The organism is Janthinobacterium sp. UMAB-56 (assembly GCF_900095265.1).
Classification (GTDB): domain Bacteria; phylum Pseudomonadota; class Gammaproteobacteria; order Burkholderiales; family Burkholderiaceae_D; genus Janthinobacterium.
This window is the reverse complement of record NZ_LT607652.1, coordinates 610183-629268: the sequence shown is the minus strand read 5'-3', so window position 1 is coordinate 629268 and position 19086 is coordinate 610183. Positions and strand designations below refer to the sequence as shown.

Genomic DNA, 19086 nt, shown 5'->3' with positions numbered 1-19086 from the left:
AGCCCGCACGCAGATTGCGATACGGGCGGGCTGGAAAACCTGTGGATCTGGCTAATTTTCTTCGACGTAGACCACCTTGAAGTCGCGCGACTGCTGGTAGATACCGGCATCGAGGTCGCTCATGTCCGGGCCGACTACATCGCGCATCACACTACGCACGGCAATGCCGGCGACATTGCCGGTATGCGCTCCCGCGCCCATCCTGGCCGCCTGCAGCACGGCTTTTTGATCCGGATAGGTGCCGGCGTGCACCGTGACCTGGACGCGCGCGGTAACCTGGACGGCGCGCTGGCCCAGCGACACGGTCGGTAGCTCGACCCGGCTGATTTCGGTCAGGCCGATGGCAGGCAGCGGCGTGCCCTGCGGCACGGTACCGGCTACGATGCGCGCCGCCGGCACCAAGGCCAGCACCGGCGCATGCGCGACCAGCAGCGCGCGGATCACTTTGATGGCGCTCATTTCTTGGCGCGTGCCTTGCGCGCGGGCGCGGCCGCTACTGGCTCGCCGCCGGTGGCGGCGTCGATGACTTCGACGGCCTCGCTGCGGCGGATGTAGGCAGCAGCACGGCGCACGCCGCGCGCGGCGTCGGTCATGGTGTATTCGGTACCGGCCTGCAGCTCGATCACGGTCACGCCGTCGATCGAGCCCGGCATGGTTTTCAGCATCTTGATTTTCATGGTGGTCCTAATCGGTTTCAGCCGCAGGCACGTTGATGCCCTCGGCAGTCAGGCGCTTGCGGATCTGCGCGCCCACGGCGGCGATGGCAGCGTCGGGCTTGGTATCGAATGCAGGCCGAATGAACGGATGCGGCTTGGCGCCCGGGTGGTCCACCACCATGGCGCGCGTCTGGCCGATGACCAGGGCGCCCTTCTTCTTCGGCACGATCTTGTGCGGCTTGGTGCCGAACTCCACCATGGGGCCATACCAAGCGCGCTTGTTGCCCACGCGCACGGATGCCGTGACTCGGCCGCCCTTTGCCTTCGTGACCACGCGCACACTGCGGCGCAGCTCGCCACTTTCAACGGGGATGTTCTCCTGCACCTCGGCCTTGAATACGTTGGCACCCTGGCGCAACGCCGAACGCATGATGTTGCGCTCGATATTAGCCGGCAGGGACTTGAGAAAATCGTCCAGCGCCTTGCCGCCGGTGATATTGCGGTCGTCAGCCATCATTGCCCCTGGGTTGAATATTGCTCAATAGTCATTTCCAGCCATTCCCGGCGGCCAATCTTGGCCGGGCCGCCGACGATCTGGAAAGACTCGTCGATGTCACCATGCAGCGTGATGCGCATGTCGGAAGTGATGCCGCGCAAGTAGCGCATGCGCAATCGCGCCCGGCGCGTGGCCACGGCCAAGCCCTCTTGCACGGCTTCCGACTTGCTGGGCAAGGCATCCTGCACCTGCACCGGCACGCGCACGGCGAACGGGACCCAGCCACCAGGCTGCGGGCCGTAGCCGTCACCGGCATCAGCCGATGTTGGCCGCTCGATGGTGACCCGGCTGTCCAGTTGGCCGGCGCGCATCAGACGCCATTCCCGATGCGGTGCGGGCGCAGCAGCTCTTTCGAGCTCAGCGGCAACCGCGCCACCGACACGGCCAGCACGCTGTCCTCGCGGTTTTCGTACATGTCGCCGAACAGCTTCAGGATGCCAAGCTTGATATCGTCCTCGATTACCATCGGAAACTCGCCGGCGGTACCGGCCATGATCGCCGCATCCATGGCGGCAATGTCGACGAACACCTGGCGGTTCAGGTAGGCCAGCGCGGCGCGCTCAGCGGCCGAAAGGATCAGGCCGATCACTTCGTCCTCATCGTTGCCGACGATGCGCTGGTAGCCCTTGGCCAATTCAGGTGTCAGGAACATGGATTACTTGTCCTTTTTCTTCGACTCGACCGGTTCAGGCACTTCGAGCACTTCCAGGCTCAGCGCCGCGTCAACCAGCTCGGGCGGGCATTCGTCACCTGGCTGGAACGTTTCGGGGTAGATTTCGCCGTCGCGCACGCCACGGAACTCTTTGCTGAAAATCATGGTGATTCCTTTCAAGGGTCGCACCGGGCCAGGCAGGCCCAGTGCATAGGGTTTTAGGCTGCGACCGTCAGCGCTTTGAAGACGTCAGGGTTCAGCAGGCCGCCACCGACCCGCTTGGTGGTGTAGAAGTAGATATACGGCTTCTTGGTGTAGGGATCGCGCAACACACGCACGCCCACGCGATCAACGATCAGGTAGCCGCGCTTGAAGTCACCAAACACGATCGGCTTCGAGTTGGCTGCGATGTCGGGCATGCCAGCGATTTCGGTAATGCCGTAGCCCAGCATCGTTGCTGGCTCACCAGCCTGGAACGACGGCTGCCACAAGTAGTTGCCTTCGCCGTCTTTCAGCTTGCGCACTGCCTTTTGCGTATTCCGGTTCATCGTCGCACGGGCATTGCCGGTATACTCGCCTGGCAGCTCATACACCAGGTCGATCAGGCCATCCGCAGTCAAGGAGGCGGCCGCGCCGCTCTTGACGGTTTTGATGTCGCCCCAGGGGTGCGCCGCCGCATTCGAGCCGCCAGTGATGTAGGTCAGCAAACCGTTTGGCTTGTTGGTGCCGTTGCCGGTCAAAAAAGCCACACCTTCCTGCAGTGCGAACTCGGTTTCGACCTCGCCCGCCAGCCAAGCCTCCAGATTGACGGCCGAATCATCCAGCATCTGCTGGGTGGCTGCCGGGTTGGCGTACAACTCACCCGTGTTGTAGGTAAGCATGCCGAACGTCGACGTATTGGTTTCGGGACGCGGATCGGTTTCGCCGACCCAGCCGGAAGTTGTGCCGCGGCTACCGAACAGCTTGCTGAAACCAGCGGTGCTGATAGTCTGACCGGCGCACAGGCCGCGCATTGGCGACAGCACCACCAGGCGATCGGTGATCGTACGGTCCCATTCAGCAGGCGCCAGATAGCCGCCTTCGCTGGCCGTGCCCTTGTTCAGCGACGCCTGTACATCGCCACGCTTGAAGTGCGCGCTGAAAGCTTCGGTATATTCCTTGTCCTTCAGGGCGCCGGTGGCGCTGTTCATTTGCGCGGCAACGATTTTTTCATTTGCGGCATCGACGGCGGCCTGCAACTTGGCGATGTCGGCATTGATGTTGTCCACCTTCAATGCCTGCAGCGCGTCGGCGTTACCCTTCTTGATTTCGTCCAGCTGCTTGGTGTGCTCGGCCTTGAAATCGTGGAAGGCCTTGTTGACGCCCTCGATCAGCGCATTCACGTCGCCGTCGGCGCGCACGGCCACGATACCGCGCGGGATGGGTTGGCTGGCCTGGCCGGCGTGCGCCGCCAGGGCGCTGGCGATCATCGCCGTGGCGATGCTGGTCATCATTACTTTTTTCATTACGTGCCTTTCAGATTGTTGATCAGGGATTGCAGTGACGCTGCTACTTCTTTGGTGCCAGCGCTCGGCGTGGCGATTTTTCCAGCAGCGCCCGGCGTGCCAGAAAACAGGGACTTGATGGCTTCGCGGCGCACGGATCGGGAATGCCCCGCCCGGGCCATGGCCGCTTCCACCATCGCAAGATATTTCGTGTCGGCGCTGGCCTCGGGATCGTGACCCAGCTGCTCGCGCGCCAGGATGCCGCTGGCGAAGCCCTGCTCGACGGCCTGGGTCGCGCCCAGCCAGCTTTCCTTGTCCATCATGGCGGCCGCTTCCGCCGTACTCAGCCCGGACCGGGCGGCGTAGACGGAGGCCATGGCGGCATCGAAGGGTGCCAGCTGCTCGGACGCCTTGATCATGTCGTGGCGGTTGCCGATCGCCATGGCCCAGGCGTTGTGGATCATCAGGAAGGCGCCGTCACCCATCAGGATCTCGTCACCGGCCATGGCGATCACGGACGCGGCCGAGGCGGCGATGCCCATCACCTTGACGGTCACCTTGGCCTTGTGCTCGCGCAGCAGGTTGTAGATGGCCACGCCCTGAAAGAAGTCACCGCCGGGCGAGTTGACGTTCACCACCACGTCGCGCGCGCCGATATTGCGCAGGGCGGCAGAAATGCGCTTGGCGGTCACGCCCTCGCCGTCATACGACTCGCCGATGCGGTCGTAGATGGAAATGGTGGGACCGCCGTCGTCAGCCGCCGCGCGGATGCCGGGCTCCCAGCGCTCGAGCGCGTCCGGGCGCATGTCGAACTGGATATTGCCCAGGCCCTGGGCGGCGTTGATTTTAGGCAGTTGCAGCAGGCTCATTGGCTTTCTTTCCTTGGTTGGCGGGCGCGCGCAGCTCGTCGGCGCCCTTGTCATTGGAGCGGGCCAGGTCTTGCAGCTCTCGCACTTCGTTTTGTGTCATCCATGGCGCGTGGCCGCCGCTGCCCAGCGCCTTGGTGAAGAATTCGGCCTGGTCCTTCAGGGTGCCGCGCAGCAGCGCGCGCTCGTTGAATTTGGCGCGCAGGGTTTTGTTGTCCTCCTTCGACAGCAGGGTGCGCTCGATGCCCTGCTCCCAGATCGTGAACCAGTGCTGCAGCGAGAACTGGATGAACAGGATGGCCAGCTGCTCGATGCCGCTGCCCCAGGATGTGTCGTCCATCATCAGCAGCGGGCGCGGCACACCCATGGCACGGGCGATTTCCTCGATCTGGTGATTGCGGTTTTCGATGTGCTGAGCGTCGGCCGCGGTGGTTGCCCACTGCTCTGCCTTCAAGCCCTCTTCCAGGATCATCCATTTACCAGCGTTCTCGGCGCCAGTCTTGTCGTTGATCGAGTCTTGCAAGCGGCCAAAGGCCTTGTCGGTAAGTGCGCCAGCCGCCGACAGTGCGCCGCCGGCCATGACGCCGTTCTTGAACAGGCGCGCTGCAGCCTTCTCGGCCTGCTGCGCGATGCCGATGGCCTCATGCGCCAGGCGCACGCGCGACAGTCCCGTCACGCCGTCTTCCGACAGGTCGCGCAGGTGGAATACCTCTTCCGCTGGCAGTGGGATCTGGCTGCCATCCTTGCGGGTGAACTTGTAGGCCATGTTCCAGCTGTCGTCCAATTCCGCCGTTACGCGCTTGGGGCACATCGGGATCAGGCGCAGCACCTGGCCACGCGACCAGATCACGCGCGCGTAGGCATTGCCGTGCATCATCACTCGCAGCTGCATCAGCGCCTTGAATTCGTAGGCCGTCTGCCAGCCGTTCGGCTTGGCCTTCAAAATGTCGTACAGCGGGTGCTCGGTGGCATAGCGCTTTTCGTCGCCGCGCTCGACCAGGTTGAGCGGCAGCATGCCGATCGATTCCGAGATGAGTGTCACGCAGCGCAGCAGGGCCATGTTCTGCAGCGCCTTCGACGCATTGACGTAGGCGCCCGACGCGGTGCCTGAGCCGGTACGCATGAATGCCAGCAGGTCGGGATCGTCCAGGCCAGCAAAAAGATGCCCGGTCGACGCCTGGACGCTTGGTGCTGCCGGTGCCACTGCGGCCGGCGCCGGCAGGCCCTCCACATCGCTTGGGCGTGTCTGCGCCTCCGGCACTGCTGCTGGCCGGAAGAAATCTAAAATACTCATGGGTTAAACAGTCCTTATGCCGCGCGATTCATACACCGAGCCACATTGCGCCGGCGGATTCAGTTCCATCAGGGAGACGGCGTCGAAGGTCGCCATCAGCGGGTCGATCTTGGCTGACCCAGACGCCTGCTTGGTAATCAAAATGGCATTGCCTCTGGGCTCAACCTTGGCATTGCCCACACACCAGGCCATCATCGGCTGGCCGCCGTGTTCGATCACTCCCTCGGCCAGCTTGCGCTCGGTGGTCTTGATCGCGCCGCCGAGGCGCCAGCCTTGTGAGATGGCAACGATCTTTTCCTGCGGCACGCCGGCTTCGACCATCGCATCGAGGATGGCGCCAATGCCGGCCGAGTCCGCTCCCACCTTGTCGAGTAGTCCGGATTGCTCCACTTGCAGCACGGCAGCCGCTACCTGCTCGACGTCCTCGCCGATGCGCTTGACCAGCACCAGGTCGCCCTGCTTGGCGAAGTCTTCGAAGCGGGCAGCCTCGATTTTTCGCCGCTCCATCACCGAAGGGTGCGCCCATGCCCTGGTCCACAGCAGCCAGCGGCGCGTCTCGCGCTCGCGGCCGATCACCGCCAAGCCCAGCAGGTCGTCCAGGCCGCCGCCATCGATGCCGACGGTGGCCACTTCGCTGCGCGCCAGCAAGTCTTCCAGTGTCAACGCCGGGCGCAGGCCCTGCTGCTCCCAAAAGTCGGCGCCAGGCCAGCGGTTCGACATCAGCGCCAGGCCGATCTGCACATTTAAGTGCTTGGCCAGGAAGCCGCGGAACTCGACTTCGCCCTTTTCCTGCGCCTGGCGAAAGCCCCGCTCGATGAATTCCTCGTCAACCGATGTACCCATGTTCGGGTTCGTCACATAAGCGTTCGCCACCTCCCGATGCGCGCCGGCCTTGAGCATGTGCTCCGGGAACTCGTACAAAACCGGGTAAAACGCCGGATCGTGAATCCGTCCATCGCGCACACCGCGCGCATACAGCAGCCGCGACAGGAACGCGCCGGCCGGCGGATCATCCGACTGCGTCGTGGCGAAAATCACGAAGCCCTCGGGCCGCGAGGCCAGGCCGCCAGTCGCTTCCAGCAGCATGGCGTCGGCGCGCGGGTTCTTGCCGAACAGCCATAGCTCGTCGACAAACACGCCGATGGCCTTCTTGCCCGACACCGTCTCGCCGTCGGCCGCCACCACCTTGAGCGTGGCGTTGGTCGTCAGGTGCGTGATGGTGCGGATATGGTCCTGCACCTTCAGCAGAACGGCCAGCTCGTCGTCGGCGCGGATCATGGCCGCCATCGGCTTGTAGCTGTTGTCGGCCACTTCTTTCGTTGGCGCCAGGACGATGTACTCCCCCTCCAGCCGCCAGTTCAGCAGCAGTGCCGTGATCATGATGCCGGCGGCGATGGTCGACTTGCCGTTTTTCTTGCTGATCAGGAGCATGAACTCCTTGATCAGCCGGCGCCCGGTCTCCGGGTTGTACGCACCGAAGATGGCTTCTACAAACTCGCGTACCCAAGGCTTGACCACCTCGCCCATCTTCGGGCTGCCGGGCGCGTCCACCATGCGCAACTCGGAAAAAATCGCCCATGCGGCAGCAGCCTGGTCAGGATAGAGCGGCGAGCATGGCGTCAGCGGCCGGCCAGCGACTATGCGCGCTTCCCAGTCGTGGCACGCCGTGGTCCACTCCGGATAGGGCGTCATTTACCACCACTGGCCACCAGGCGGGGCGGCGCTGGTGGCACGCCGAAGCGGCCGGCAGCAGCATTCTGTGCATCGACCAACTTCTCTTCCTTCTTGCCCGCGTCACCTTTCTTTTTGTGCGTGTATTGCACAGCTGCTATCGCAGCCCTCACCTGAGTGGTGGTCGCATCGACACGCCCCAAGGCAATCTCCTGCAACAAACTCAACATATCCGTGTCCGGCTGTTCGACAGGCGCCGCCTTCGACCGCTTGAGCGCACCACCATGCGGCTGTTGCTCCAGCTTGACGTCGACCGCCGCCCTGCCCGCCTCCAGGCATTTTTTAACGTCCACGTCTTTAACAAGCCGCGACCCTGCCGCCGAGGCGGTGGCGGCACTGTACCCGGCCGCGATAGCCGCGTCTCTATTGGAGAGGCCGGCTAAAACGGCATCGGCGAATCGCCGCTTTTTGCCTGTTAAAGCCATTAACATTTACTCCAAAGGGAAATAAAATCTGCGCGTGGGAGAGGACGCGGTCTAGGTCGGCGAGGGGTCGGGAACTTTTCGCCCCCCCCCTCCCCTGATGTTGCTTTTTTGAAATGTTTCTTTTGATGCATGTTGCTATTTTGCAACATATAAAACATTTCTTTTTTGAAACATTCCTGATGTTGCTTTGGTGCCATCTATTCGCCGCGCCGTAGGACCGCCTCTTCGCGTTGCTTGTCCGCGCTGTGATGTGTGGCGCACAGTGATTGCCAGTTGGCCTTGTTCCAGAACAGCGCCTGGTCGCCACGATGCGGCTCAATGTGGTCGACCACAGAGGCCATGGGCGCAGCCAGGCCCAACTCGGCACAGCGCAAAATGGCCGAGCTGGGCGCCATGCTGCGGATGGCCGCATAAACCGGATCGCGCAGGCAGTACACGCAAAATGGGTGGCTGCGCAAATGGCCGACACGGGCCTTCTGCCAGGCGTAGCCGTAGCCGCGCTTGGTACTGCTTTCAGTGGACGCACGCCACGAACCTGCGGCCAACACTGGAGCGCTGCCAGGTAGCACAGCAAGGCGAGACTTCAGGGTGGTAAGGCGCCCCATCAAATGGCCGCAAGTTCCATCGCCAGCTGCGCTTCGGTCATCGGCACATAGCCCGGGTCAACAGGCATATCGTCCAGGCCATAGCGCCGCACCAGGTAGGACAGATCGTCGGCATCGTGACTGGTCTTGATCTGCAGGGTACCCACGCTCGTTTTTACCTCGGCATACTGGCAGGCATCACCGCAGCAATAGTCTCGCCACTCGATCTCGCTCACGTTCATCATTGTCCCGTTCCATAGTAGAAGCCGGTGAAGCCGTCGCAAAATCGCAGGCTACCGGCCAATTGCAATTGCCGGATATAAGCGCACGATTTCTCGAAGGCCGATTTGGTCAGCAGTAGGTTGTCGCCGGTCAGGTCTTCGCCACTACCTGTATCGCCCAGGCCGGTGACGCCATGCCAGAACGGGAACCATGTATCGCCATAGGCGACGATCACGTCCGCCATCCGCTTGATCTGCGACGCCTTCTGCCAGCCAGCTACCGAACCAGTCACGCCACCGACGATGCGGGAAATGCCGCCGGCCGTCGCACTGCCCCAGTCGCAGGCGCCCACGTGGTGCGGGTTATCAATGCCCCAAGGTGTGACCGTGATGTTGATCTTGCGGGCATGCCGCTGCATTTTGATGCCGGTGCCCTTGATTACCTTCTCGGACAGACGGCTGGTGGACGACTGCGGCGACGCGTAGAACTCCAGGCCGCGCGTCATTCCGCTATTCAGGTAGAGCGCGGCGACCGGCACTACCTCATAGGCAATGGCCGATGGTGATGTGATCGTACCTGTCGCATCTGCGCCGCCCAGGTGGTTGGTGCTGTGGTTGATACATTCCCAGCCGGCGTCGTAGGCCAGCTTCAGCCAGGGATTGACACCCGTCCAGTCGCTGACCACCTTGTCGCCGCTGACCCAGATGCGCTTCGGCACCGCGACGTAGCCTTTCCAGTTGTAGGCGTCGAAAATAGGCAGGTAATACGTCGGCATGTCAGCGCCAACGGAATCCGTGCCCAGCACGATCTGCGCCTGCGAGTCGAAGTCGGTCCAGATCGAGTCGAAGTAGATGTTGGCGCCTGCCATACCCGACAGGTCGATCTTCATGCCGGTGATTGCCGCGTCGCGGATGTTCGCGGCGGCGCCGGTACCGTAGGCGCCGGCCAGCACGCCGAACGGGTGGTATTCGGTAACGCCTGAGCCGGTCACGTAGGCGGTCGGGTCGCGCTGCACGAACTTCAAGAAATTCCAGCCTTCGCGCACCTGGTTGCTGTTGAATCCGACCGTCAAGGCGTTGGTGTTCGCTGCGCCGGCGTCAGTGGTCAGCGTCATCCCGATGGAGCCGGTCGGTGTGCCGCCTGGCTCGTAGCCCGGAAGGTTGTCGACGTAGACCCACAGGCCGATTCGCCCTTTCAGGTCCTTGACGCGCGCGCCAGTGGCGAACGTGGTCAATTTGATTTCGTGCGTGGTCGCCACCGTCGGCGTCCACTGCAGCATTTCGGCCTGGCCGGTACGGCTGGTGACGCCTGTGATATTGCCTGCGGCGTCATAACCGGTGTAGCCCTGCGTAAGCGGCGGCGTGCCACCTGCTACCATCCACATGCCGGCGCCGAAGCCAGCGACCATGCGGCCTGCGTTTTTCAGGCTGCGCAGGATGCCGGTCGGCTGGCCGCTGGGGAGCAGCTTCACCTCGCCCACCTGCAGCGGCCCGCGCGCGCCGTTGAACCCGCCCACGTCCGTGGCTTGGCGGACAGAGTTCAGCGCTGCGGCCTGCGTGCTGGCGGTGATCGAACCCGCAGAGCAGGTTACCTGAAAGAGCTGCTGGCCGACGAACGGCCCGATGGCCGCTAGCGCGCCATATCCGACCACCCACGATTGCAGCACAGTCGAGCCGCCGGAGGGATCCATGCGATTAACCTTGCCAACGGTGCCCACCGCACCAATCACATTCAATACCTGGCCTTCCGGAAGTGCTACTGGCGCTTGCTCGGCAGGCCGCAGTGTGAGCGTGCCAACGGCAATCTGTGGCGCCTGCAGGCGTAGGCCAGGACGGGTGATGAAGTATTCAAACCCGCCTGTCAGGTCCGCCGAAGCCGTCTTCGCGTCGATCATGCCCGCCTCGGTGCTTGCGTCGAACGTGGCAATAGCGCCGACAGGGCGTTGAGCGTATGGCTTCAGCAGGCGAACGGTCATGGAAGTGGCTTTCTTTCAGTAGGTTGTACTTGCGGCACAAGCGCCGCCGTCGCGCTGGCCGACAATCCGGCCACGCCGTAGCCATTGGCCCGCAGTATCTCTTTGGCACGCTCAGCATCCATGACGTGACCGACGATGAGGCCGAGGGTTTTGCCGTCGGCTTCGCCCACAGCGCGGACGATCAAGTCTCGATAATGGCGCAGGTTCATCGAACACCTCAAATAAAAAGGCCGCTGGCGCAAGGTTGCGGTGTGCGGCTAAGCCCAGGGAAAGGCGGAGATCTGGAATGCAAAAAGCCCGCGTCGGCGAAGATGCGGGCTTTTGTTTAGGCGTGCGAAAACCGCCTATGCACGAATCATATCAGAACAGAACAGCAGTACACACATTATTTTTCAGGCGCTGGGTCAGCTCGGCACGCGCCTCCATTGCAACGTCTGCAAATACTGCATTCGGGAACCGCCATGGTGTGGCCTGGCTGCACAGCTTGTAGATCGCCCAGATGTGGATGCGCGCCATACTATCGATCATCGCGTCGGTGGCCTGGGCAATGCGCGTGTCGGTCGCCTGCTGCGCCTCATGCATATCCACGCCGCGACCATCGCCCTCCCCACTCAGCCCTCGCATCGTTTTGACGCCCATGTCGCGGTCAGCATCGTGCGCCATCCAGGCGGCCCACAATTCAAGGCACAGATCGAGTGGATCAGGATCGGTCCATGCGGTGACCGCCACTACGGCGCGCGCAGGCGCTGCCTTGGCAGCCGGCGCCACAGCATCGACCTCGACGAAAGTGATATCGTCCACTGGCGCGCTCTTGCCGGCCCATCCCAGCGTAATTTTTTCTCGTTGCATTTCAATCCCTGTTTGGTGGTGCTGGAAGGTTCTAACCGATGATTCACAATAATCATGAAAGTTAGGAAATATGCGGCGTGGCGGGGTGGTCTTCGCCACTTTCCCGCCAACGGTTTCGCTCAATTCCTCTTTATCGCCGTGGCGGCCGCTTGCGCCATCATGTGCAGCTTTGCGTTGAACCAGCGGCGAATGCAGTACGACCGCGCCACACTGATCACCGTGTAGATCAGGCCCAGCAGCAGGTTATCGCGCGCGGTGATGTGAAAGCCAAACAGCGGGAAAATCAGCATGTTGGCGATGAAGTTGATGGCGAAGCCGATCACCACGTTGATAATGGCCTCGATCAGCGAGCCGAGCCGAGTCTGGTTCATGGCTGCAGTTCCTTTATCGGGCGGTCGTCACCCGCTTGATAGTTAGTCGCATAGAGCGTGAGCATGCGCAGATTGCACATGGCGTGCGCCAGGTGAGGCAGGCCCGATTCGGCGTCGCACTCTTCGCCGGTCTGCCAGGCCGCCATGTGGCGCATGAGGCAGGCGAACGGGATCGACCAGGCCATACCCTTTGTCCAGTTCCAAGCAGCGTACTTTTCCTTGCCGTAGGCCCACACGCGCGCCTCATCGGCCATGGTAGTCAGGGGAATCAGCGAATAATCCGGCTTGCCATAGTTGAAGCGGGCGCCGCTTCCTTTCGCCTGACTGGTTACGTCGCCAATGCCGTGGGTGGCGCTCATGATGCCGCCTTGGCAGCGATAGCGGCGAGGCCGACAATGGTGGTAGGTGTTTTAATGTAGCGGCGGTTCATGTCTACGTTTTCGTAGCTTTCATGGCTGTACACGATGCGCCCTTGCGTATTCAGTGCCGCGTAAAGCAGTGCTTCTGGTTCGCCATCGCCCTGCGCTGCTGGGGCGGCGCGTCTATACGTTTTCTGGTAGCAAGTCAGCGGGAAGTCGTTGTCGGTTGCGCAGCGGCAATTCTGGCCTTCACCGCAAGGCTCGACCATCGTGCGCGCTTCAATCAGGCCAGCATCTTCAGCCCATTCCAAAATCGCTGCGCCATCCACATCATCGCCTTCAAAGCCGATCTCAATTACCGAGTCGATGAAAGCACGCACCTTATTGCTCATACCATCCGGCACGGCCACGGGCTGCACCGGGGCGGTATCAGCGCTGTCGGCCAATGCTTTACGTGCACGAGCGAAGCGGAGATTGCAATCACGCTGCGCTTTAAAACCATCGCAAGCGCTAGTCGCTTGACGCTCCAAGGCCATGAGGTCGATCAGCGCAGCGCGCACAAGTCCGCCATTCTGTCGCGCTGCCTCTGGCACCGGCTCTTGCGCCTGCACCGGGGCGGCTGCGAAGGCGAGGGCCGTGCGCGACTTGGAAATCCAGTCCGTATACAGCACGTCAAGGCTGTCGCCCTCTGCGGTACAGAAGCTGGACATCGATTGCGGAGAGTTGGCGCAAGCCTCAATCGCATTGTCATACGCAATCGCGGCGTGGGCCGCCCCCTCCAGCAGCTGCACCCGCTGGGAAAACTGTAAACGATCATTCATTCTGCTCGCTCCAAAAAAGTGATTTCGCCGGGCTGGCGCGGTGTCGCGTCGCCCATCAGGTAAATAATTGTCGACACACCGCCGCCCAGTACCTGGGGAGACATGCTGTGCAGGAAGTGCTGCTTGCCGGCGAACAGCACGGGCTCGCAGGTGTACAGCGCGCGCAGCAAGGCCCGGTCGCGCTTGTACGCTGCCTCGGCCGGGGTTTCTGGCGCCGGTGCCGGGCTGCGGGCGGTCATGGTGCTACTGCCGCCGTCTCGGCGAGGCCGGCGGCGAGCTTGTTGCGTTCCCATGCCGTGATCTCGCGCGGCGTCATGTGGTAGTAGCCATGTGTGCCGCAGATTGGGCAAACCTTATCCGTCACACCCGGCCCGTGTCGCTTGCTGGCCACCCCAACAAGCTCGCCCTCATAGCCACGCCACTTACATTTCAGTTTGCCGCAGCGGATCGGTGCCGTGTTGTAGGCCGGACGCCCTTCCCTTGCTATGTTGCCGGTTTTCTCTTCCAATTTAATCTCCTGGGGTTGGTTCTGCTGGCGTCGATTCGGTGCCCGAACTGCCATCAACTGATGACTGATGATAATCATGAAGGCTCGTATCCATGCGGGTTTGCGGGGCACTTCCCGCCACTTTCTCGCCACGCCCAAAACCGATTTTCTCGGCAATATCGTTCTGCGCCTGCGCCGCCGTGTCCCGGTTTTTCTCCAGGTAGGCCATGGTGGTCATCGGCGACTTGTGGCGCATCACGGCCTGGATCGTCTGGATCGGCACGCCCTGCTCCGACAGCATGGTGGCGAACGTGCCGCGCAGCCTGTGCGGGGTGATCCCCTTGATCTTGCAGGCGAGATTGGCGGACTTCATGGCCTTGCGCGCGAATCCGGGCGGGTGCTGCTGGGCGCCGCCGCGCTTGCCGGCAATCAGGCCCTCCACTTGGCGGTGAGGCACCAGCTGCTCGACCAGCCAGGCAGGAACAGGCACGGGCTCGGCCTCGCGGCCCTTGGTGACGCCGGGCGTGTAGGTGGCGCGCTGCCAGTCCAGCCATTCCCAGCGCGCGCCGGCCGCCTCGGACTCGCGCAGGCCCAGGCCGAACATCAGGCGGATGGCCGTGGCCACCGATGGGTCTGCGCGCGTGACCTGGTCGACCGCGGCAAACCATTCGGCCACGGCGGCAATAGGCAGGATCGAGCGCGGGCGCTTCTGCACCTTGAGCATGCGCACCTGCCAGGGGATCGAGCGGATGATCTCGCGCTTCACGGCCCAGTTTGCGATCAGCTTAAGCACGCGCAGCCAGTGGTTCGCGCTGGCCTTGGCGTGGTCGACCAGGTGCAGATTACGGGCCTGCTCTACGAGGCTGGTGGTGATCTGGTTCAGCGGCAGTTGGCCCAGGTCGTAGAAGTGCAGCCGGGCGGTGGTCTCGACGCTGCGCTTGTGCGCGGCGCTGCTGATCGGGCCGTTCACCTCCAGCCATTCCTGCGCCATGGCCGCCAGCGTCGGCACGACCTTGCCGCCATTGGTCAGGATCAGCGCCTCGTCGTACGCGCGCTGCGCTACCGCATTGGCTTTCGCCTTGCTGCTCTCGCGGGTGCTGCGCTGCACGCGCGCGCCAGCGATCTGGAAGCGGTAGTGGTAATTCTTGGCCTTGCCGGTCCGGAACAGGTGGAAGCTCATGCGGCAGCCCGCCCGCGATACGATTCCCAGTCGAACACCACCCACTGACCACCCTCACGCAGCCGGTCGAAGCTGCGGTCGCCCAGGAATGACTTCAGTCCGGCCTTGCCCTGGTTCGTCAGCAGGATGGTCGGCATCAGCGCCCGGTACCGCTTGTCGATGATGTCGAACAGGTTCACCTGCTCGGCCTCGGTGCCGTACTGCACGCCGACCTCGTCGAGCACCAGCAAATCCACGCCAGCCAGCATGTCGAGCACCTGCGTCTCGGTGCGCTCGGAATCGCGGCGCCATGTGTTGCGGATCATGCGCACGGCATCGATGGCGCTGGTGTAGAGCGCCGTGTGGCCCGCCATCACAGCCTGCGCAATGGCGATTGCAAGATGGCTCTTGCCGGTGCCGGGCACGCCCGAGAATACGATCACCGTGCCGCTGCGGCGGTGCGTGTCGAAGTTGCCAGCAAATTCCATGGCCACACACAGTGCCCGCTCCTGTGCATCGTTTTCGACGACGAACGATTCGAAGGTTTTGCGGCGGTACCGCACAGGGATGCCGGCCTGGTTCAGGCTGGACTCCAGGCGACGCTGAGCCTCCGCCACAGCACGGGCCGCTTCTGCCAGGCCCTTCTCTGCCTGGGCCTGCTTCGAGCACTCCGGGCAGCCCATCCAGTGCGTCACACGGCCGACAGCGAAGCCCTTTGCCGTGTAGGCGCCGTGCGTTTCGCACGATGCTTCGCGCTCGCTCTGCGCCACCTTCAGGGCGGCAAGGCGGTTAGGTGATTCGGCCATTCTGGATTCCTTCGTGATAGTTGATCTTGTCAAAATTGCTATGACGCGATGGCCGGGCTTGCTGCGCCGATGGTGGCCGTTGCTGCGTTCCCAGCTTGGCCCAGTCTTCGCGGATCGCGTTCTGCAGCGCCTGGTCCCAATCCGCGTAGGTGTAGCCATTGGCACGCGCCTTTCCGACAAACGAATCGAAGTGCGCCTGCAGGTTCATGTGGCCGTTGGCCTCGGCCCAGGTTCTGACCGCTGCCGAGATTGCGAAATCCGATGGCAACGGCGTCTTGGCTGGCTTGCGTGCGCTTTTCGGCGCAACAGCGGCGGCGGCCGGCACGGTCGCGTGCTCTTTCTCCTGTTCCTGTTCCTGCTCTTGTTCCTGCTCTTGTTCCTGCTCTTGTTCCTGCTCTTGGCTTGCAAGGGGCTTTAAAGGGGCTTGCAAGGCAGGCGATAAATCGTCGTCCGCGCCCCGCTGTTTCGTCATGCAAAAGGCCTGTGCGTAATGCCCGAAGAATCGCGCCAGGAATGGGTTTGCGGGCAGTGCGTCGTACTCGTTCTGCACACCCTTGATGCGCAAATCCTTGCCGGTCAGCGCATCAGCGATCTGGTACTTGGCCATTTCGATGACCCATACCATCTCCGAAGCCTCGTCATACTCACAAAACCCAGCTTCGACGGCCCTAACAAGCCCCTTCGCAGCCCCTTCCAAGCCCAATCCCGTCTCATGCGCGATGAACATTTGCGGCACGTAGTACAGCCCCAACATGTTGGCGTGCGGCGACGTCATCAGGTACAGCGCAACAATCTGCGCCTCTGGACCAGCCGCGCGCAGCTTTTTGCCGGTGGCACCGATCCAGAACTTGGGGCCGACCTTTCCGTAGTCACGCATCGGCCTTGCGGCCAGGTGTAACTGGCGCCTCCGTTGATGTGCCATGTTTCAGCATGTGATCTCCAACCTTCCATCCAGCCATGAATGGGGACGGGGCGTGACCGGCGGGCTGGAATCGCCAGGTCGCAGCTGCGCAGCCGCTGCCCCGTTTGAAACTTATTCCGGTGCAATAACCGGGAAATCGGGTGGGCGGTTTCATTCGTGTTAAATTGCCAATTCCACTCAACAATTACGAAAGGAACCACCCGTGGCAAATGCAGAATCAAACGCTGCCGTAGCAGCCCTTAAATTAGTTACAGCAGGGCTCCAAAGTGGCGCCATCACTCTTCATGGCATTCCGGTCAATCACGCCCCAAAAGCACAGATATTCGGGCAGGCTGATGCTGAATACTTGAAGGCGCTTATCACCAATCTGACGGCCGCCATCAAGGCCGTGGAATAGCAGTTTCTGATAACTTTTCCTTCGCCGCGCGCCCCGGATGCAGCACGCGCTGCAGCACGTCCTTGGTGCGCGACATGGCCTTGCGCGCGCCGGTCAGGATGCGCACGATGCGCGCCTTCTTCTCGGCCGCCCGTGCCGCCTTGCGCAGCGCGATCTCGTAATTGGCTTGCGTGGGTTCAGCCACAACGGCCGCAAGCGACGCCATAGCGTCAGCGTCGGCGCTGGCCAGGTCGCAGATATCGCCCAAGCCCAGGCCGCCCTCGTCTTGCGACTCGATGGCTCGCACGCACAGGCCGAAGCGGCGCAGCATGTCGTTCAGGCAGTGCACGCGCGCGTCATCGGGCATACCGGCGAGGATGGAAAAAACGAAGTTCGCCGGCAGGAAATTGGTGTCCTTGGTTTCGTCGTCGAGCCAGCGCATGACGCGGTCCGAGTTGTTTTTCACTCGCTGGAACTCATCCGTATGAGCATCGAAGCGAATGCCGGTCGTGCCAGGACCGCCAGTCAGCTCGTGCGCCTTGACGACGACGTCGACCGCGCTCGCAATCGACAGGCCCCCAGCCCGCCGCCATTCGGCGACGTGCCCACGCAAGATGCTGATCAAAGTTCTGTGCGACTCAATACGCATGATTTATTCCTCGGTGTGAGTTACTCTGGCTTCGGTTGAATGCTGGACACTTCGAGGGCCAATGCCCCCACCAGAAGCGGCGACGAGATCAGGCCAAATCAAGCTCCAATCGTTAGGTCGCAGCTCCTGCCTGGTTACCTGCTTGTTAGTCAAACCTTCGATTGCGGCGCAGTACCGAATTGAAATAGGTCGAATCCCCTTCAGCCACTGGTGAAGCACTGCTGGGGAAATTTTGAGAAGCCGGGCGAAGTCAGCCTTTCGGATCTTCGAGTCTGCCAAGTAGGTTGAGAGGTTCATGCCGCAATAATAGCATTGCTATTGCACAAGTCAATAGCAATGCTCGTTGCTCTATTAAATAGCATTGCTATACTTTGAACATGAAAAAAGAAACAAAGACACTTGAGCATTGGCAACTTGAAGACGCCGCGCGGCTGAAGGAGTTGTTCGCTACGCGTGAGCCGAAAGTGTCGCAAGCAGAATTTGGCGCCCAGCACGGACTTGGGTCTCAAAGCATGGTTTGGCAGTACCTGTCAGGCCACCGACCTTTAAACATAAAGGCGGCCACAGCCTTTGCGCGCGGGCTTGGTGTGCAAGTGCATGCATTCAGCCCTACTCTTGCTTCTCAGATCGACTATGTTTCGCAATCGGCGACATTAGCGCCTCAACCTGACGTGCGGGAATTGGCTGGCGAGTACCAAGACGTAATTTTGGCTGATCCAAATAATCCGGATTTTTACCAGATCCCGAAGGTCCAGCTGCGACTATCAGCAGGGGTAACTGGCTTTCAAACAGTTCCTGAGATCTACGACGGTAGCAAATTGAGCGTAAGTAAAAACTGGGTGGACAGGAACGGCTTCAACCCTGGCAAACTGATAGCAATGTCGGTAAAAGGTGAGAGTATGGAACCGAACCTGTATGCCGACGATCTAGTGATTGTCAATACGGCTGACACAAAAATCACTGATGGCAAGGTCTACGCAGTAAATTATGAAGGTGAGGCTGTGATTAAGCGCTTCATGCGTGAGTCTGGCGAATGGTGGCTTACCTCTGACAATCCAGACCAGCAGAAGTATCGACGGAAACGCTGTAGTAACAGTGATTGCCTGGTAGTCGGTAGGGTCGTCAAAAGGGAAACGGAGCGGATATGAAATTAGCAGGAATTTTGATACTTGTAGCAGGGCTAATTCTAGCAACTTTCAGTCTTTTTATGGACACGACTGTTGGTGTTTCCGCGAGGGATTACGGATATGGTGTAACCTCACCTGACATGCGGGTGTCCAATATAGACCTGATCGCAAAACGCCAGAGCTTTCTAATTTTTTCGGGAATACTTTCAGTTGTCGGAGCAATTTTAGTGGGTTTTTCGTCGCTTTCGAAACCCCAAAATAATGAGGCACTCCCAGTCGAGCAAGAGCAATCCGAGACAGGGCTGGGTGATTCCGGCGCTACAAGCAAATCTGTGTCAATCTGCCGAAACTGTCACCACATGGGCGCGGGCGACGCGCATGAGTGTCGCCGTTGCGGCGAGCCATTCCCCACATAAGCCTAAAATCTGAACAAGCAAAAGCCCGCCATTGTGCGGGCTTTTTTATTTCTCATAAAAATATTAATTTTAAATAGCATTGCTATTGCATTGAAAAAATAGCATTGCTACTATTCCTCCATCGACGCACCACCTCAACCGATGGAGAGAAAATGTCACACGCCGCCANCGCCGCCAGCAGCACACCAGAACCCAGCGCCACCGTCAAAATCCCCTACCTCACCTGCGCTGAATGCAACGTGATCATCCAGGCCAACGCCAGCGAGAAGCCTGGCGCAAAGCCAGCATCAGCCATCGAC

Annotated in this window: 28 protein-coding genes; 2 read left to right on the top strand and 26 right to left on the bottom strand. The window is 61.3% G+C overall.

What is annotated here, in order from left to right; all coding sequences use genetic code 11:
- Positions 1 to 51 precede the first annotated feature (51 nt).
- The 24 genes from K0F85_RS05910 to K0F85_RS05795 form a co-directional block, all read right to left on the bottom strand.
- On the bottom strand, positions 52 to 459 hold the full coding sequence (locus K0F85_RS05910) for a DUF3168 domain-containing protein (protein WP_219114963.1): 408 nt from the start codon (positions 457 to 459) through the stop codon (positions 52 to 54).
- Positions 456 to 677 carry a hypothetical protein gene (locus tag K0F85_RS05905; RefSeq protein WP_219114962.1) on the bottom strand — a complete coding sequence of 74 codons (222 nt, stop codon included), beginning with the start codon at positions 675 to 677 and terminating at the stop codon, positions 456 to 458. The genes K0F85_RS05910 and K0F85_RS05905 overlap by 4 nt, the downstream gene beginning before the upstream one ends.
- 7 nt (positions 678 to 684) lie before the next feature.
- Positions 685 to 1173: an HK97-gp10 family putative phage morphogenesis protein gene (locus K0F85_RS05900; RefSeq protein WP_219114961.1), complete on the bottom strand. Its 489-nt coding sequence runs from the start codon at positions 1171 to 1173 to the stop codon at positions 685 to 687.
- Complete coding sequence (locus K0F85_RS05895) at positions 1170 to 1523, bottom strand: head-tail adaptor protein (RefSeq protein WP_219114960.1); 354 nt, start codon at positions 1521 to 1523, stop codon at positions 1170 to 1172. The genes K0F85_RS05900 and K0F85_RS05895 overlap by 4 nt, the downstream gene beginning before the upstream one ends.
- Positions 1523 to 1864 carry a head-tail connector protein gene (locus K0F85_RS05890; RefSeq protein WP_219114959.1) on the bottom strand — a complete coding sequence of 114 codons (342 nt, stop codon included), beginning with the start codon at positions 1862 to 1864 and terminating at the stop codon, positions 1523 to 1525. Before K0F85_RS05890 ends, K0F85_RS05895 begins: the two co-directional genes overlap by 1 nt.
- Positions 1865 to 1867: 3 nt before the next feature.
- Complete coding sequence (locus tag K0F85_RS05885; RefSeq protein WP_219114958.1) at positions 1868 to 2029, bottom strand: hypothetical protein; 162 nt, start codon at positions 2027 to 2029, stop codon at positions 1868 to 1870.
- A gap of 53 nt (positions 2030 to 2082) precedes the next feature.
- The gene (locus K0F85_RS05880) at positions 2083 to 3369 is read right to left on the bottom strand and encodes a phage major capsid protein (RefSeq protein WP_374198640.1); all 1287 of its coding nucleotides are present in this window, start codon (positions 3367 to 3369) and stop codon (positions 2083 to 2085) included.
- Entirely contained in the window at positions 3369 to 4217 is an 849-nt protein-coding gene (locus K0F85_RS05875; protein WP_219114957.1) for a head maturation protease, ClpP-related, read from the bottom strand. The genes K0F85_RS05880 and K0F85_RS05875 overlap by 1 nt, the downstream gene beginning before the upstream one ends.
- Positions 4195 to 5508, bottom strand: a complete 1314-nt coding sequence (locus K0F85_RS05870) for a phage portal protein (RefSeq protein WP_219114956.1) — start codon at positions 5506 to 5508, stop codon at positions 4195 to 4197. Before K0F85_RS05870 ends, K0F85_RS05875 begins: the two co-directional genes overlap by 23 nt.
- Before the next feature lie 3 nt (positions 5509 to 5511).
- Complete coding sequence (locus K0F85_RS05865) at positions 5512 to 7200, bottom strand: terminase large subunit (protein WP_219114955.1); 1689 nt, start codon at positions 7198 to 7200, stop codon at positions 5512 to 5514.
- The gene (locus K0F85_RS05860; RefSeq protein WP_219114954.1) at positions 7197 to 7664 is read right to left on the bottom strand and encodes a terminase small subunit; all 468 of its coding nucleotides are present in this window, start codon (positions 7662 to 7664) and stop codon (positions 7197 to 7199) included. Before K0F85_RS05860 ends, K0F85_RS05865 begins: the two co-directional genes overlap by 4 nt.
- A 197-nt stretch (positions 7665 to 7861) precedes the next feature.
- A complete protein-coding gene (locus K0F85_RS05855) occupies positions 7862 to 8212 on the bottom strand; it encodes an HNH endonuclease (protein WP_257572548.1) in 351 nt (116 codons plus the stop codon).
- Between the two features lie 56 nt (positions 8213 to 8268).
- Positions 8269 to 8493 (bottom strand): hypothetical protein, encoded by a 225-nt coding sequence (locus K0F85_RS05850; protein WP_219114952.1) that lies wholly within the window; start codon positions 8491 to 8493, stop codon positions 8269 to 8271.
- On the bottom strand, positions 8490 to 10445 hold the full coding sequence (locus tag K0F85_RS05845; RefSeq protein WP_219114951.1) for a hypothetical protein: 1956 nt from the start codon (positions 10443 to 10445) through the stop codon (positions 8490 to 8492). The genes K0F85_RS05850 and K0F85_RS05845 overlap by 4 nt, the downstream gene beginning before the upstream one ends.
- Positions 10442 to 10654 (bottom strand): hypothetical protein, encoded by a 213-nt coding sequence (locus K0F85_RS05840; RefSeq protein ID WP_219114950.1) that lies wholly within the window; start codon positions 10652 to 10654, stop codon positions 10442 to 10444. The genes K0F85_RS05845 and K0F85_RS05840 overlap by 4 nt, the downstream gene beginning before the upstream one ends.
- Before the next feature lie 151 nt (positions 10655 to 10805).
- Entirely contained in the window at positions 10806 to 11417 is a 612-nt protein-coding gene (locus K0F85_RS05835) for a hypothetical protein (protein ID WP_219114949.1), read from the bottom strand.
- Complete coding sequence (locus tag K0F85_RS05830; RefSeq protein ID WP_219114948.1) at positions 11414 to 11665, bottom strand: hypothetical protein; 252 nt, start codon at positions 11663 to 11665, stop codon at positions 11414 to 11416. Before K0F85_RS05830 ends, K0F85_RS05835 begins: the two co-directional genes overlap by 4 nt.
- On the bottom strand, positions 11662 to 12024 hold the full coding sequence (locus K0F85_RS05825) for a dATP/dGTP diphosphohydrolase domain-containing protein (protein WP_219114947.1): 363 nt from the start codon (positions 12022 to 12024) through the stop codon (positions 11662 to 11664). The genes K0F85_RS05830 and K0F85_RS05825 overlap by 4 nt, the downstream gene beginning before the upstream one ends.
- Positions 12021 to 12845, bottom strand: a complete 825-nt coding sequence (locus K0F85_RS05820) for a hypothetical protein (protein WP_219114946.1) — start codon at positions 12843 to 12845, stop codon at positions 12021 to 12023. The genes K0F85_RS05825 and K0F85_RS05820 overlap by 4 nt, the downstream gene beginning before the upstream one ends.
- A complete protein-coding gene (locus K0F85_RS05815) occupies positions 12842 to 13084 on the bottom strand; it encodes a hypothetical protein (protein WP_219114945.1) in 243 nt (80 codons plus the stop codon). Before K0F85_RS05815 ends, K0F85_RS05820 begins: the two co-directional genes overlap by 4 nt.
- Positions 13081 to 13353: a hypothetical protein gene (locus K0F85_RS05810; protein WP_176375190.1), complete on the bottom strand. Its 273-nt coding sequence runs from the start codon at positions 13351 to 13353 to the stop codon at positions 13081 to 13083. Before K0F85_RS05810 ends, K0F85_RS05815 begins: the two co-directional genes overlap by 4 nt.
- A 1-nt stretch (position 13354) precedes the next feature.
- Positions 13355 to 14512, bottom strand: coding sequence for a site-specific integrase (locus K0F85_RS05805; RefSeq protein WP_219114944.1), 1158 nt, complete (start codon positions 14510 to 14512; stop codon positions 13355 to 13357).
- Positions 14509 to 15297, bottom strand: a complete 789-nt coding sequence (locus K0F85_RS05800; protein WP_219114943.1) for an ATP-binding protein — start codon at positions 15295 to 15297, stop codon at positions 14509 to 14511. Before K0F85_RS05800 ends, K0F85_RS05805 begins: the two co-directional genes overlap by 4 nt.
- On the bottom strand, positions 15281 to 16174 hold the full coding sequence (locus tag K0F85_RS05795) for a hypothetical protein (protein WP_219114942.1): 894 nt from the start codon (positions 16172 to 16174) through the stop codon (positions 15281 to 15283). Before K0F85_RS05795 ends, K0F85_RS05800 begins: the two co-directional genes overlap by 17 nt.
- Before the next feature lie 247 nt (positions 16175 to 16421).
- On the opposite strand from K0F85_RS05795, the gene K0F85_RS05790 reads away from it, so the two are divergent.
- Entirely contained in the window at positions 16422 to 16616 is a 195-nt protein-coding gene (locus tag K0F85_RS05790) for a hypothetical protein (protein WP_219114941.1), read from the top strand.
- Here the strand turns inward: K0F85_RS05790 and K0F85_RS05785 are convergent.
- Together K0F85_RS05785 and K0F85_RS29205 are read right to left on the bottom strand one after the other, a co-directional pair.
- Complete coding sequence (locus K0F85_RS05785; RefSeq protein ID WP_219114940.1) at positions 16600 to 17220, bottom strand: hypothetical protein; 621 nt, start codon at positions 17218 to 17220, stop codon at positions 16600 to 16602. The genes K0F85_RS05790 and K0F85_RS05785 overlap by 17 nt on opposite strands.
- Before the next feature lie 27 nt (positions 17221 to 17247).
- Positions 17248 to 17541, bottom strand: a complete 294-nt coding sequence (locus K0F85_RS29205; protein WP_219114939.1) for a YdaS family helix-turn-helix protein — start codon at positions 17539 to 17541, stop codon at positions 17248 to 17250.
- 80 nt (positions 17542 to 17621) lie between these two features.
- On the opposite strand from K0F85_RS29205, the gene K0F85_RS05775 reads away from it, so the two are divergent.
- Positions 17622 to 18392: a LexA family transcriptional regulator gene (locus tag K0F85_RS05775; protein WP_257572547.1), complete on the top strand. Its 771-nt coding sequence runs from the start codon at positions 17622 to 17624 to the stop codon at positions 18390 to 18392.
- Positions 18393 to 19086 lie beyond the last annotated feature (694 nt).

Excerpts from the sequence above, each read along its gene's own strand:
- K0F85_RS05890 (WP_219114959.1), bottom strand. The coding sequence starts at position 1,864 with ATGTTCCTGACACCTGAATTGGCCAAGGGCTACCAGCGCATCGTCGGC.
- K0F85_RS05825 (WP_219114947.1), bottom strand. The coding sequence starts at position 12,024 with ATGAGCGCCACCCACGGCATTGGCGACGTAACCAGTCAGGCGAAAGGA.
- K0F85_RS05820 (WP_219114946.1), bottom strand. The coding sequence starts at position 12,845 with ATGAATGATCGTTTACAGTTTTCCCAGCGGGTGCAGCTGCTGGAGGGG.
- K0F85_RS05875 (WP_219114957.1), bottom strand. The coding sequence starts at position 4,217 with ATGAGCCTGCTGCAACTGCCTAAAATCAACGCCGCCCAGGGCCTGGGC.
- K0F85_RS05905 (WP_219114962.1), bottom strand. The coding sequence starts at position 677 with ATGAAAATCAAGATGCTGAAAACCATGCCGGGCTCGATCGACGGCGTG.
- K0F85_RS05860 (WP_219114954.1), bottom strand. The coding sequence starts at position 7,664 with ATGGCTTTAACAGGCAAAAAGCGGCGATTCGCCGATGCCGTTTTAGCC.
- K0F85_RS05805 (WP_219114944.1), bottom strand. The coding sequence starts at position 14,512 with ATGAGCTTCCACCTGTTCCGGACCGGCAAGGCCAAGAATTACCACTAC.
- K0F85_RS05845 (WP_219114951.1), bottom strand. The coding sequence starts at position 10,445 with ATGACCGTTCGCCTGCTGAAGCCATACGCTCAACGCCCTGTCGGCGCT.
- K0F85_RS05870 (WP_219114956.1), bottom strand. The coding sequence starts at position 5,508 with ATGAGTATTTTAGATTTCTTCCGGCCAGCAGCAGTGCCGGAGGCGCAG.
- K0F85_RS05775 (WP_257572547.1), top strand. The coding sequence starts at position 17,622 with ATGAAAAAAGAAACAAAGACACTTGAGCATTGGCAACTTGAAGACGCC.
- K0F85_RS05830 (WP_219114948.1), bottom strand. The coding sequence starts at position 11,665 with ATGAACCAGACTCGGCTCGGCTCGCTGATCGAGGCCATTATCAACGTG.
- K0F85_RS05900 (WP_219114961.1), bottom strand. The coding sequence starts at position 1,173 with ATGATGGCTGACGACCGCAATATCACCGGCGGCAAGGCGCTGGACGAT.
- K0F85_RS05840 (WP_219114950.1), bottom strand. The coding sequence starts at position 10,654 with ATGAACCTGCGCCATTATCGAGACTTGATCGTCCGCGCTGTGGGCGAA.
- K0F85_RS05885 (WP_219114958.1), bottom strand. The coding sequence starts at position 2,029 with ATGATTTTCAGCAAAGAGTTCCGTGGCGTGCGCGACGGCGAAATCTAC.
- K0F85_RS05895 (WP_219114960.1), bottom strand. The coding sequence starts at position 1,523 with ATGCGCGCCGGCCAACTGGACAGCCGGGTCACCATCGAGCGGCCAACA.
- K0F85_RS05910 (WP_219114963.1), bottom strand. The coding sequence starts at position 459 with ATGAGCGCCATCAAAGTGATCCGCGCGCTGCTGGTCGCGCATGCGCCG.
- K0F85_RS05850 (WP_219114952.1), bottom strand. The coding sequence starts at position 8,493 with ATGATGAACGTGAGCGAGATCGAGTGGCGAGACTATTGCTGCGGTGAT.
- K0F85_RS05865 (WP_219114955.1), bottom strand. The coding sequence starts at position 7,200 with ATGACGCCCTATCCGGAGTGGACCACGGCGTGCCACGACTGGGAAGCG.
- K0F85_RS05815 (WP_219114945.1), bottom strand. The coding sequence starts at position 13,084 with ATGACCGCCCGCAGCCCGGCACCGGCGCCAGAAACCCCGGCCGAGGCA.
- K0F85_RS29205 (WP_219114939.1), bottom strand. The coding sequence starts at position 17,541 with ATGAACCTCTCAACCTACTTGGCAGACTCGAAGATCCGAAAGGCTGAC.
- K0F85_RS05795 (WP_219114942.1), bottom strand. The coding sequence starts at position 16,174 with ATGCGTGACTACGGAAAGGTCGGCCCCAAGTTCTGGATCGGTGCCACC.
- K0F85_RS05880 (WP_374198640.1), bottom strand. The coding sequence starts at position 3,369 with ATGAAAAAAGTAATGATGACCAGCATCGCCACGGCGATGATCGCCAGC.
- K0F85_RS05800 (WP_219114943.1), bottom strand. The coding sequence starts at position 15,297 with ATGGCCGAATCACCTAACCGCCTTGCCGCCCTGAAGGTGGCGCAGAGC.